The 12,960-nt window shown below is 38.8% G+C and carries 11 protein-coding genes; 10 read left to right on the top strand and 1 reads right to left on the bottom strand.

Features of this window, described 5'->3' with window-relative positions:
• The first annotated feature begins 73 nt into the window (after window positions 1-73).
• From DES39_RS04510 to DES39_RS04465, 10 genes are all read left to right on the top strand, one after another.
• Entirely contained in the window at window positions 74-769 is a 696-nt protein-coding gene (locus DES39_RS04510; protein WP_342773782.1) for a DUF484 domain-containing protein, read from the top strand.
• Window positions 770-874: 105 nt separating this feature from the next.
• Complete coding sequence (locus DES39_RS04505) at window positions 875-2,494, top strand: tetratricopeptide repeat protein (RefSeq protein WP_121144543.1); 1,620 nt, start codon at window positions 875-877, stop codon at window positions 2,492-2,494.
• Between the two features lie 173 nt (window positions 2,495-2,667).
• Window positions 2,668-3,594, top strand: a complete 927-nt coding sequence (gene xerC / locus DES39_RS04500) for a tyrosine recombinase XerC (protein ID WP_121144542.1) — start codon at window positions 2,668-2,670, stop codon at window positions 3,592-3,594.
• Between the two features lie 2 nt (window positions 3,595-3,596).
• Complete coding sequence (yigB, locus tag DES39_RS04495) at window positions 3,597-4,313, top strand: 5-amino-6-(5-phospho-D-ribitylamino)uracil phosphatase YigB (RefSeq protein WP_121144541.1); 717 nt, start codon at window positions 3,597-3,599, stop codon at window positions 4,311-4,313.
• 76 nt (window positions 4,314-4,389) lie between these two features.
• Window positions 4,390-6,642: a DNA helicase II gene (uvrD, locus tag DES39_RS04490; protein ID WP_121144540.1), complete on the top strand. Its 2,253-nt coding sequence runs from the start codon at window positions 4,390-4,392 to the stop codon at window positions 6,640-6,642.
• Window positions 6,643-6,799: 157 nt separating this feature from the next.
• Complete coding sequence (locus tag DES39_RS04485) at window positions 6,800-7,318, top strand: ATP-dependent zinc protease family protein (RefSeq protein ID WP_121144539.1); 519 nt, start codon at window positions 6,800-6,802, stop codon at window positions 7,316-7,318.
• A gap of 25 nt (window positions 7,319-7,343) precedes the next feature.
• On the top strand, window positions 7,344-8,912 hold the full coding sequence (locus DES39_RS04480) for a UUP1 family membrane protein (RefSeq protein ID WP_121144538.1): 1,569 nt from the start codon (window positions 7,344-7,346) through the stop codon (window positions 8,910-8,912).
• Between the two features lie 12 nt (window positions 8,913-8,924).
• Window positions 8,925-9,902: an alpha-L-glutamate ligase-like protein gene (locus DES39_RS04475; protein ID WP_121144537.1), complete on the top strand. Its 978-nt coding sequence runs from the start codon at window positions 8,925-8,927 to the stop codon at window positions 9,900-9,902.
• Window positions 9,903-10,172: 270 nt separating this feature from the next.
• Window positions 10,173-12,002 carry a DNA helicase RecQ gene (recQ, locus tag DES39_RS04470; protein ID WP_121144791.1) on the top strand — a complete coding sequence of 610 codons (1,830 nt, stop codon included), beginning with the start codon at window positions 10,173-10,175 and terminating at the stop codon, window positions 12,000-12,002.
• Between the two features lie 162 nt (window positions 12,003-12,164).
• Window positions 12,165-12,431 carry an HPr family phosphocarrier protein gene (locus DES39_RS04465; RefSeq protein ID WP_121144536.1) on the top strand — a complete coding sequence of 89 codons (267 nt, stop codon included), beginning with the start codon at window positions 12,165-12,167 and terminating at the stop codon, window positions 12,429-12,431.
• A 49-nt stretch (window positions 12,432-12,480) separates the two neighbouring features.
• Here the strand turns inward: DES39_RS04465 and DES39_RS04460 are convergent, their stop codons facing one another.
• Window positions 12,481-12,930: a hypothetical protein gene (locus DES39_RS04460; RefSeq protein WP_121144535.1), complete on the bottom strand. Its 450-nt coding sequence runs from the start codon at window positions 12,928-12,930 to the stop codon at window positions 12,481-12,483.
• Between the last annotated feature and the right edge of the window lie 30 nt (window positions 12,931-12,960).

Below are 12,960 nucleotides of genomic sequence, written 5' to 3'. Positions count from 1 at the left end.
ACAAGATAATCATTTCATTTCAAACTCGCCTTCGACAACTAAAGGTAAGGCTAGCACGGCAAAAACAAAAAAAATAACAAGTAAGCCTAAAAAGGCGTTAGTTACTGATGAGGTAGTGAGCCAATATTTAATTGAAAATCCTGGTTTTTTTGTGCGCAATGCCAAACAAATTGAAAATATGCATATTCCTCATCCTATTCGTGGAGTGATCTCATTATCAGAATGGCAGTTAGCTCGTCAGCGTAATAAAATTAAACAATTAGAGTCTGAGATTACGTTATTGATGGAACAAGCTAGTGCAAATGAAAAACTCTTTGAGTCATTAATGTTATTACAAAATCAACTATTATCTGCAGACAATTTGAACGATATGGTTGGACGTTTAAATATATGGGCCAAATCATTAGGATTAGTAGGGGCTTATTTATATTTATTTGATGATAAATGGCAGCTTGGTGCACCATCAAGTTATCAACATTTGGCATTATCTGCAGATAAATTTGAATTTATCCGTGTGCGTCATTTACAATATACTGCCCAATATTTGGGGCAGCTTAATTCAACCGAGTCGCATTTGCTGGTCCCTGAAAATGTTTATATCGGCTCGGTCGCGTTATCTTTACTAGGAAAGTTTGGTGATTTAGGTATATTAATGTTTGTGAGTCGTAATCCTTATCACTACCAAACTGGCCAAGGTACCTTATTGCTAGAAAAAATTAGTGAAATGGTGCCACTTTTGATCAGCCGCTGGATAACGCGAAAACCCTAGCTATCATAGCAAGAATTTGGTTATCGTTGATTAGCTTCGGTTGTAATCTCAATAAATAGTGTTAATATACTGATTTTATTCACAATAAAAATAAAAGTCGACACAATGAAAAAAATACTATTCACCTTGCTACTCTCAATTTATTCTCTCAGCGTATTGGCGAATGAATGTGAAACGTTATTTAATCAAAAAAAATATAAATCAGCCTTGAAAACTTGCCAAATTGAAGCGAAGCAAGATAACTGCCATGCAAAATTTTATCTTGGCGTGATGTATGATAATGGTTTTGGAGTTACAGAAAATAAAGCGCAAGCGTTAGATTGGTATCAGTTGGCAGCGCAGCAAGGTCATTCTGCTGCACAATATAATGTTGCTAATATGAATTATAACGGTGAAGGCACCGAGCGAAATTATCAACAAGCGTTATATTGGTATGAAAAGTCTGCCCAGCAAGGGGATAGCGATGCTCAATATAATCTTGGGCGGATGTATTATAAAGGATTAGGGACTGAGCAGAACTATCAGCAGGCGGTGGTTTGGTTTAAGAAGTCAGCCGATCAGCATGATATGTATGCGCAATATTATCTCGGTTTTATGTATGAAAATGGCTATGGTGTAACACAAAACAAAAAGCGAGCCCTTAATTGGTACACGCAAGCTGCAGAGCAAGGTGACGCCGCGGCGCAGTATAATGTTGCCTACATGAACTTTCACGGTGAGGGAACCAAGCAAAACTATTCACAGGCATTATTCTGGTTTGAAAAATCTGCTATGCAAGGGGACAGTGATGCGCAATACGAGCTTGGAAAAATGTATTATAAAGGGCTGGGTAGCGAGCAAGACTATTTACAGGCAGTCAAGTGGTTTACGCTGTCTGCTCAACAAGGTAATCAATATGCCCAAAATTATCTTGGTACAATGTATGATAATGGCTATGGTGTAGATGAGAACAAGCAAATAGCACTTGATTGGTATTTATCCTCCGCTCAGCAGGGATTTTCTATTGCACAGTTTAATGCAGCGCATATCTATTACACCGGCGCTGCACTTAAACCAGATTATCAACAAGCGCTATTTTGGTTTGAAAAAGCAGCTAGAAATGGTGACAGTGATGCTCAATTTTTCCTAGGTGAAATGTATTACAAAGGTATAGGCATCGAGCAAAATTATAAAAATGCTTGGTTTTGGTATAATAAATCAGCCAATCAAAATGATAGCGATGCTCAAAATTATCTTGGTTATATGTATAAAAATGGCTTAGGTATAAAACCAGATTATCAGTTAGCCAAGTACTGGTATGAACAATCAGCGAATCAAGGCAACAGTAATTCACAATTTAATCTGGCTGTGATTTATGAAGATGGGGTCGAGATTAAACAAGATTATCAGCTAGCAAAATATTGGTATGAAAAAGCAGCAGAACAGGGCGATGCTGACTCGCTCAATAATTTAGGTGCGATGTATTATAATGGCGAAGGGATTGATAAAGACAAAAAATTAGCCAACCAATATTTTCAACAAGCGTGTGAAAAAGGCTCAGAAATGGGCTGTGACAACCAAAGTAAACTTTTTCCAAAGCGTTTTATTAGTGAATTGTTTGAATCTATTTCGCAGGCTACATCAAATCCTAATGCCGATAAACAGCTTCTCGATGATGCAGACAATCAGCCCGGCAATAACACTGACATTAATGCAGCCCCAGACTTAACCGAGCAGTCAGAGTGATAATAATTTACCGCCGCTCAATCTTGGTCGGATTGGCTAATGGTCACGGTAGATTTCTAATTAAATCGCAATTGGTATATAATGCGACAATCAATACCTATTTTATGCCGATAGATAAAGTAGGGAAGAGCACCAACTTACATGATTAATCACAACATGTGTTAAGGCCCATTTTGTTAGAAAACAACGATAACACCGAATATAGCCCATTACTCACTCAACCGGTTGAGCAGTTTTTGTTGTACCTAAAATCAGAAAGACAATTGAGCCTCAATACTCTAATTAATTATCGTCGTCAACTTTATGTTCTCATTAAACTCGCCCAGACTATAGAAATTTCGTGTTGGCAAAATGTTGATACTTCAGCGGTAAGGTTATTGATTGGTCGAAGTAAACGCGAAGGATTAAATGCCAGTAGTCTTGCGCTGCGTCTTTCCGCTTTACGTAGCTTCTTTAATTGGATGGTTGCCCAAAAACGCCTCAGTGCTAATCCGGCTAAAGGCGTGCAAAACCCGAAACAAGGTCGTCATTTACCTAAAAATATTAATGTTGATGATATAAATCAGCTCATGGATATTCAATACAGCGATCCATTATCGGTGCGGGATCGTACTATGTTGGAATTAATGTATGGTTCAGGGCTACGTTTATCTGAATTAGTTAGCTTAAATTGCAAAACCTTAAACTTGATTGATGGCGAAGTTAGAGTAGTCGGTAAAGGCAGTAAAGAACGCAAATTACCATTAGGCCGAGAGTCGATTAAGTGGTTACGCCATTGGTTATCGTTACGTTCATTCTTAGAGCCACAAGATGATGCGCTATTTATCTCGAAATTAGGCAAACGGATCTCCCCCCGTAATGTGCAAAAACGCTTTGAGCAGTGGGGCGTCAAACAGGGCTTAAACGTGCATATCCATCCGCACAAATTACGCCACTCCTTTGCGACGCATTTACTCGAATCAAGTGGTGACTTACGGGCCGTGCAAGAGTTGCTTGGCCATGCCGATTTATCCACAACTCAAGTTTATACTCATTTAGATTTTAGTCATTTGGCTGAGGTGTATGATTCAGCCCATCCACGTGCCAAAAGAGGAAAATAATCATGCATGTTTATCGATCACTTAATCCGATTAAAGCGTTGACTTTTGATTTGGATGATACCTTATATGACAATGGCCCATATCTTGCTCAAGCGGTTGACCAAATGATGGCGGCGATTACGCAAGTTGATGGCCTTAACAACGTACAACTGGCACAATATAATCAAGTCAAGCAGGGGATATTAACCGAGCAGCCCGATATTTATCATGATGTTTTTACATGGCGAGCGGAGTCTATTCGCCAGCTATTGCGTTTAAATGGTATTAAAGACAGTACGATGGTTGAAAAAATCACCGATCAGGCAATGGATCATTTTGTTTTCTGGCGCAATAAAGTGGTGGTGCCAAAAGCATCTTTGGACGTGCTTGCTGGGCTAGCTGAAAAGTACCCATTGGCGGTGATTACTAATGGCAATGCCGATATTGAGAAAATTGGTTTGGCTCCTTATTTTCAGTTCTCGCTACGAGGTGGCGCAGATGGTCTGTCCAAACCTTATCCGGATATGTTCCAATTAGCCACTAGCAAATTCGGTATTGCCGCTGACAATATTATGCATGTTGGTGACCATCTGGAAGCGGACGTGCAAGGTGCGATTAATGGGGGAATGCAAGCTTGCTGGATCAATCTTGCAAAGGTGGATATTTATCAACACACACAAGCTAGAGTATTACCACATATCGAAATCAATCAATTGTCAGAATTAAATAACTTGTTATAATGTCTGTATAAAAACACAGTAATTAAAGGTGATTGCTTTAATTACTAAGATGCCTATCATCATTAATGTGAACACTATGAAACAATCTTTATTAGCAACACTCAATCAAGAACAACAAAACGCCGTGATGACGGATAGTCAGCATACTCTTGTGTTAGCAGGGGCTGGCAGCGGTAAAACTCGCGTACTGGTGCACCGTATTGCTTGGTTATGCTTAGAAAAACGCTATGCGGCTAATTCAATTTTTGCAGTGACATTTACCAATAAAGCCGCGGCAGAAATGCAGGAGCGAATTGAATCATTGATCGGTGAAGCGTATTTAAATGGTATGTGGGTTGGCACATTTCACGGCTTAGCACATCGTTTGCTGCGTATTTTTGCCAAGCAGGCTGGGCTACCGACGAATTTCCAGTTAATTGATAGCGATGATCAAAATCGGTTGATCAAACGGATTTTTAAAGAGCGTAAAATTGATGAAAAACAGTGGTCATCTAAAGAGTGTGCCGCTTTTATTTCCACACAAAAAGAAAATGGATTAAGAGCAAAAGATATTGCGCTCACCGATCCCAAATCAATCATGTGGCAGAAAATTTATACTGATTATCAAGCCATTTGTGACCGGGTTGGTTATGTGGATTTCTCTGAGATTATTTTAAGAACTTATGAGTTACTTGCTCGCGATACTGAGGTGTTAGACTATTGCCATCAACGATTTACGAATATTTTAGTCGATGAGTTTCAAGACACAAACTACATTCAATATGAATTGGTTAAACTGCTAGCCGGTCAAAGCGCTAATATTATGATTGTTGGTGATGATGATCAGTCAATTTATAGCTGGCGCGGTGCTAATGCGGATAATTTACAGCTGTTTATTAATGATCATCCTGATACTGAAATTATTCGCTTAGAACAAAATTATCGTTCGACCGGTAATATTTTGGCAGTAGCCAATAAACTCATTACTCACAATCAGCAGCGATTGGGTAAAAACCTGTGGACCGAGAGTGATCAAGGTGAGCAAATTGCGGTTTATGTGGCGTTTAATGATATTGATGAAGCGCGTTTTGTCATTGGTAAAATTAAAAAATTGCATGAAGAAGGCAATAATTATCGCGATTGTGCGATTTTATATCGTAATAATGTACAATCGCGGTTATTAGAAGACACCTTACTTCAATCGGCGATTCCTTATCAAATCTATGGCTCGATTCGTTTCTATGAACGGCAAGAGGTTAAACTTGCTTTGGCCTATTTACGCTTATTACACGATAGTAATAATGATAATGCTTTTGAGTTAATTATCAATACACCAACCCGCGGGATTGGTGAGGTTACACTGAGTAAAATTCGTCAATTTGCTCGTACAGAGCACATTTCTATGTGGCAAGCGACTAGGCAAGTGATTAATACCAAAGCGATGGCGGCAAGGCAGTGCTCGGGGTTAGCGCGATTTATCGAATTAATTGAGTCTATCCACCAAGAGGTTGATACCCTACCATTTTATCAGCAGCTTGAGCGGATTATTAAAGTTTCCGGTATCTATGAAATGTATGAACAAGAAGCTGGCATTAAAGGGCAGTCTCGCCTTGAGAATTTAGATGAATTGGTGAGCGCAGCGCAGCAATTTCACCAAACTTATACCAAAGAAAACCCATCAAACGAGTTAATTGATCTTGAAAATAGCTCAACATTAAGCGTATTAGAGTCCTTTTTAGCTTATACTTCACTGGAAGGCAAAGAGACTAAAAAGCAGAGCGATAGTGTGCAACTCATGACGTTGCATTCAGCGAAAGGATTAGAATTTGAACACGTGTTTATTGTTGGTTTAGAAGAAGGATTGTTCCCCGCTCAGCGCTCGATTACTGATCAACATAAACTCGAAGAAGAACGGCGCTTAGCTTACGTTGGCATCACACGAGCGCGCAAAAATTTAACGTTAACGCTTAGCGAGCTTCGACGCTTGTATGGTAAAGAAGAACGCAATTTACCGTCACGATTTTTGTCAGAGCTTCCGGAAGGGTTATTGCAAGATCTCAGTTATCGTGCTGGTGCTAATCTCGCCAAACCACAAGCTAAACAATCGTATCAATTCGACGATGAGGCGCCCGATCAAGCCTTTATTGAGGAGCGTAAGGCGTCGTTTATAAAACATCAAGTTGAAAACCAAGGTTATACATTGGGGCGAAAAGTGATGCATAAACGCTTTGGCGAAGGTACGATCATTCATTTAGATGGTGAGGGTGAACATCGCCGGGTACAAATTGCTTTTGTTAATGAAGGCATAAAATGGCTCGTCATTAAATTAGCTAACTTGACTTTACTATAATTGTTTTGAATGATCGCCAAAACAGGTGTAAATTATAGCAGGATTTTTTACCGTGATATTTAAGGGTATTACGAGTACAAAATTTTTATAACTAGCCAATACAACTGGCAACTGGATAATATTCGAATTATTCATTACTTTATTTTGGAATGGTGTTATGCGTTTAAGTACTTTTCTTTCTATGGGATTTTTTTTATTGGCACTTGGTATGGTAAATGCACAGGCAAAAAATATCTACGGTCTTTATGAATTAGTTCAAATACCCGCTATCGATAATCTTGAGGTGAAAGCCAAATTAGATACAGGGGCATTAACCTCATCGTTAGGGGCCACTGACATTCATTTTTTCAAGAAAAATGGTCGGGAGTGGGTCAGATTTAAGCCGCAAGTCAAAGCCTTAGACTTACCGGTAATGGAAAAAGAAGTGATTAGGCATAGTAAAATTAAAACACGCAATGATGATGTCGTTGAAAGCGAAAATAATCTGCATTCTAGGCGCCCCGTTGTGATGCTAGATATCTGTTTTAATGGTATTATTTACCCAACTGAAGTTAATTTGACTGACCGTTCACGCTTTAATTACCCGCTGTTACTCGGAAGTTCTGCTCTGGTCGAATATCAAGCGATCGTCGATCCAAGTTTAAAATTCCAATCAGCAGCAAAATGCAAACTTTAAATATCAACAACAGGTAAATCACACTATGCGTTCTTTGACATTGCATCTAAAAATCATGATTGCAATATTCCTTGCACTAGGTATTGCAATTATTAGTTATCAAATATTTGTTCTAAAAACGCCGTTAACGGAAAGTGAAGTGGATAATTTATGGACGATTGATGCGAAAATTAATTTTGAAGTTAAGGGCACTAAACCCGTTAATATTGAATTTTATATCCCACCAAAAGGTGGTGATTATGCGATTTCAAATGAGTTGTTTTTAGCAAGTGGCTACGGGCAAAATATCACTGTTCAGCCCTATAATCGCTTAGTCACTTGGTCAGCTCGATCGGTATCAGGTCAACAAACACTGTTTTATCGATTAAATTTGACCAAACGTTTTTCTGATGAAATCGAAAATAGTGCCAAAGGTGAAGTATGGCGTTCACAAATTGAAGTGGCTGGCCCAGAAAAAGAAGCCGTTGATCGCTTAGTTAAAGAGATCCGCAGTAAATCAGCGAATGTATCAACATTTATTACCACAACCATTAACATAATTAACGATCCTAATAATAGCGATGCACAGTTACTGCTAAACAACAATAATTCAGTAGAAAATAAAGTAAAAGCAATTGAGCTAATTTTATCACAAGCGTATATTCCAATCCAACAAGCACATACTTTGCAGCTGAGTAAATCGACTAACCAAAATATGATGCTCTGGATTCGCAGCTACATTGAACCGAATAAAACGATTGATAATAGAGATAGTAGTACAAATGGTAGCAATGGCAATTGGTATTATTTCAATCCATTGAATGGTAGTGTAGGGTTACCTGATGATCAAGTTGTATGGTGGATTGGTAGTCGAGATATTGTGAGCGTTGAAAATGGTTCAAAAGCACGCGTTAACTTTAGTCTGGATAAAAGCGAACTGACCGCCATTAATTTAGCTAAACTAACGGCAGAAGGTAGTAATTTAACCGAATATTCATTCTATACGCTGCCGATTTCAACACAATTAGCCTACCAAATAATGCTAATGATTCCATTTGGCGTTCTGATTATTCTGTTATTACGTAATGTCATTGGTATTAATACGTTAGGGACATTCACGCCGGTGTTAGTGGCCTTAGCCTTTAGGGAAACGGGTCTATCATTTGGTATCATATTCTTCTCTATTATTGTTTTTTTTGGTTTATTAGTCCGTTCTTATTTAGAGCATTTAAAATTGCAGATGCTGCCAAGATTATCGATTGTATTAACATTTGTTGTGATGCTGATCATCTTTGTCGGATTATTTAGTCACAAGTTAGGATTTGAGAAAGGGTTATCGATTTCCTTGTTCCCAATGGTAATTTTAACGATGACGATTGAACGCTTATCGATTACCTGGGAAGAGCGTGGCGCTAATTTTGCCTTAAAAGTCGCAATTGGTACGTTAATTACGGCTTCAATTGCCTATACAGTAATGGGATATCAGCCATTGATTTATCTTGTATTTACTTTCCCGGCAATTTTGTTGATTTTGGTGGCATTTATGTTGGCGATGGGGCGTTATCGCGGCTACCGATTGCTTGAACTGTTGCGTTTCAAAGCATTGTTGAAATAGTGAGTAACAATTATGATCTCATTAATTAAAACGTGGAAAAAACTTAACGAAAAAGGCGTGATGGGGATAAATCAACGTAATGCTGATTATATTCTTAAATACAATAATCGTCGCAATTACCCATTAGTTGATGACAAAATTCTGACCAAAGAGCGGGCGATTAAGGCCGGTATTAGTGTGCCAGAGCTATATGGTATTATTACAACAGAGCATGATATCTCGCAGTTAAGTCAGATTATTAAAGATCGCCGTGATTTTGTCATTAAACCTGCTCAAGGTTCGGGCGGTGACGGAATTATTGTTATTGCTGATCGATATGGTAAAGATCGTTATAAAACGGTCTCGGGTCGATTATTGCCACATAGTGAACTGGAATATCAATTATCCAATATTATTACCGGTCTATACTCTTTAGGTGGCATGCGTGATCAGGCGATCATTGAATATCGGGTGAAACCTGATCCGATTTTCAAAAGCATCAGCTATGAAGGGGTACCCGATTTGCGCGTGATTGTGCTGATGGGATATCCGATCATGGCAATGTTGAGATTACCGACACGTCAATCTAATGGTAAAGCAAACTTGCACCAAGGAGCAATTGGCGTTGGCGTCGACTTGGCAACGGGCATCACCTTAAATGGTTCTTGGTTCAACGAACAAATCAACCGACATCCTGATACTGATAATCATGTTAATAATATTCAATTACCGCTATGGGATAAATTTATTCATTTAGCGACCAGCTGTTATGAATTAGTCGACTTAGGGTATATTGGTGTGGATTTGGTGCTCGATGAAAGTAAAGGGCCGTTAATTTTAGAGCTCAATGCAAGGCCGGGACTCAATATTCAAATTGCCAATGATGTTGGATTACATAAACGTGCCAGTATAGTTGAAGCGCATATTGCTAATTTAAAACGACTCAATAAAAAAGAGACCGTTGAAGAGCGAATTGCCTTTTCAATGAAGCATTTTTCGGTTTTCAACTAATCCGTTGGTGTAGTCATAGTCGAATGATTCGATTATGACTACACATTCTAATTGCACCATTTTTGTTACACAGTGACAAGGTTTATATAGTTTATTTGGCCTAATTTAGGTATACTAATCGCCAGTAAAAGCGAATTTGTTAGCCTGTGTTTTATCTCTACAAAAAATAAAATAGCGTGGTGCCAATTGACGTTGCACCCAATAGCCATATCACAGCCTGCTAATTATTGTGTCAAACTTATTGCAACAAAAAGTATCATTAAACCCATTATGTCAATAGCACAACAGGCAAGCGAAGCGCTTCATCAAATTTTTGGTTATAAAATCTTTCGTAATCAGCAGCAGCAAATCATTGAATCGGTGATGGCAGGCCACGACAATTTGGTGATTATTCCAACCGGAGGGGGGAAGTCACTCTGTTACCAAATTCCCGCTTTATTGCTAGCGGGCACGACCCTTGTCATCTCCCCACTCATTGCGTTAATGAAGGATCAAGTTGATCAGTTGCTCGCTTATGGCATAAAAGCAGCGTGCTTAAATGGTTCACAATCACCACAAGAGCAGCAAATGGTGATGAAGCAGTATAAACAAGGTGAAATTAAACTGTTATACATTGCACCTGAACGCTTGGCAACCGGTGCTTTTTCCGCGATGATTGACGCTATTCCGCCCGCCTTAATTGCGATTGATGAAGCGCACTGCATTTCACAGTGGGGTCATGATTTTCGGCCGGAATATTTACAAATTGGTCAGCTTAAAGCTCGATTTCCAACCATTGCCATTATTGCATTAACAGCAACAGCAGATGAAATGACGCGGCAAGATATTATTGAGCGGCTAAATTTAACTCAGCCACAAACCTATCTAAGCAGCTTCGATCGTCCCAATATTCGCTATACTGTCGTGGAACGCTTTAATCCTTTGGAGCAAATATCCTCTTTTTTACGTAATCAAACCGGTAATTGTGGCATTATTTATTGTTCAAGCCGAGCTAAAGTGGATGATATGGCGCTGCGTTTGACTCAGAGAGGATATTCAGTGGTCGCCTATCACGCTGGTTTATCAGCTCAAGAGCGAGCTAATGCCCAAGAGCGATTTTTAAAAGATGATGTGCCAATTATGGTCGCAACAGTAGCATTTGGTATGGGCATTAACAAACCTAATGTGCGGTTTGTGATACATGCCAACGTGCCAAGAACCATTGAAGCATATTATCAAGAAACCGGCCGAGCTGGGCGAGATAGCTTACCGGCTGAAGCATTATTATTGTCCAATTCCAGTGATTTTAATTGGTATCAAAAAGTCATTGATGAAAAAGAGGCTGGATTTCATAAGTCGATTGAGCTGCATAAACTCAATGAAATGATCGCTTTTACCCAATCGCAAACCTGCCGGCGTATCGTATTACTTAATTATTTTGGTGAGCATCGTCATGAAAAGTGTAATAACTGCGATATTTGTTTATATCCATTAGAGCAGTATGATGGCTTGCTTGATGCACAAAAAATCTTATCGTGTGTTTATCGCGTTGATCAGCGTTATGGCACACAATATGTTGTTGATGTATTGCGCGGATCGCAGCGAGCACTAATTAAAGAAAATGGCCACGATAAATTGTCGGTTTACGGCATTGGTAAAGAACAATCATCGGATTACTGGATAAGTCTGATTCGTCAATTGATCCATTTAGGCTATTTAAAGCAAAATTTTTCGACGACCTTTTCAACCCTTTATCTTGCTGAAGAAGCTCGGGCTGTATTGCGCGGCGAAATCCCACTATCACTGGTGAAACCGCGTTTAGAGCTCGTGAAAAAAAGTCGGCAAAATCGATATGCTAGAGCGATTAGCCAATCGACGATTTTATCGTATGAGGAACGAAAATTATTTAATGATCTCAAGCGTTTGAGAAAAGAGATTGCAGAAATGGATGATGTAGCGCCATATATTATTTTTAGTGATGAATCGTTGCTTGAAATGGTGCAAGTTCAGCCAGAAAATAAGCGAGAATTGCTTGGTATCACTGGTGTAGGTAAAATAAAATTAGAAAAGTATGGTGAATTATTTCTTGATGTAATCGAACAATTTATTACTCGTCATTAGCCTATAAATATTTGACTAATTTGGTAAAGTTTCGGTGTGTAAAAGAGTAAGAAAGTGATAAGTTGTGTTTTTATTCTGGACGAATCTCAATAAATAGGTAAAAATAGGTTATTTTATGAATGAGTAATTGAATTTTAGTTAAGTAAAATAAGGACCTTAATTATGTTAAAAGAGCAAATGGTAGTAAAAAATAGTACTGGTCTTCATGCACGTCCTGTGACAACTTTAGTAAAATTAGCGGGTCGTTACAAAAGTACTATTGAACTTGTTTACAATGAAAAAACAATCAAAATGAAAAGCATGATGGCTTTACTTGGCGCTGGCGTAAAAGGCGGTTCAACTGTTGAAATTATATGTGATGGCGAAGATGAGCAAGCTGCTATTGCTGAAATTCGTGAACTTTTTGCAACTGGATTTGGTGAAGAGTAATCATTAGCTCTCCTATTTAAAAATCAAATAACGTCTAGTTATTTGATTTTTAAATCAGTTCAATCCCCTCAATACCCAAATGATGGAGTAATTCTCGTACTATCACTAATATCGCAATAAATTCTATCGATTCTGGTAAATGAGTTGATTGCCATGGTGCCCCCGACATTGCGCCCACAAAACGGTTAAATAAATGTTCTACTTGCTCTGTTGTTATCCTGTTGGTATACAAATTACCAAGCTTAAAATGCGTTATCATCTCACCAATGTGCTTATTATGGGTTACCAGTACTTGGCCTGGCTGCCAATTGGCGATCGCTCGCGCAATTTCATCTTCAATCGTGGTTATTGCAAGCTCGGTCGTATAAGGGGTTGGAAAACGTTGGTTAAAATCGTGCTCAATGAGTGTTTGATAACCGATATTCATACTGAGAACTCGCCCATCAGTGAAGGACAATAGCGTTGTTTGTTCCTCAAATTCTACCCGCGCTTTGATCATGCGTTAGCCTCAAATTTACGGGGCTAATGA

Origin of the sequence: Orbus hercynius, from assembly GCF_003634275.1 — a bacterium.
Lineage (GTDB): Bacteria > Pseudomonadota > Gammaproteobacteria > Enterobacterales > Orbaceae > Orbus > Orbus hercynius.
This window is presented reverse-complemented; position numbering and strand designations above follow the sequence as displayed.

Bases quoted from the DNA above. Each gene is read 5' to 3' on its own strand.
- DES39_RS04480 (WP_121144538.1), top strand. From the start codon at position 7,344: ATGCGTTCTTTGACATTGCATCTAAAAATCATGATTGCAATATTCCTT.
- DES39_RS04460 (WP_121144535.1), bottom strand. From the start codon at position 12,930: ATGATCAAAGCGCGGGTAGAATTTGAGGAACAAACAACGCTATTGTCC.
- DES39_RS04465 (WP_121144536.1), top strand. From the start codon at position 12,165: ATGTTAAAAGAGCAAATGGTAGTAAAAAATAGTACTGGTCTTCATGCA.
- DES39_RS04505 (WP_121144543.1), top strand. From the start codon at position 875: ATGAAAAAAATACTATTCACCTTGCTACTCTCAATTTATTCTCTCAGC.
- recQ (WP_121144791.1), top strand. From the start codon at position 10,173: ATGTCAATAGCACAACAGGCAAGCGAAGCGCTTCATCAAATTTTTGGT.
- yigB (WP_121144541.1), top strand. From the start codon at position 3,597: ATGCATGTTTATCGATCACTTAATCCGATTAAAGCGTTGACTTTTGAT.
- DES39_RS04475 (WP_121144537.1), top strand. From the start codon at position 8,925: ATGATCTCATTAATTAAAACGTGGAAAAAACTTAACGAAAAAGGCGTG.
- DES39_RS04485 (WP_121144539.1), top strand. From the start codon at position 6,800: ATGCGTTTAAGTACTTTTCTTTCTATGGGATTTTTTTTATTGGCACTT.
- uvrD (WP_121144540.1), top strand. From the start codon at position 4,390: ATGAAACAATCTTTATTAGCAACACTCAATCAAGAACAACAAAACGCC.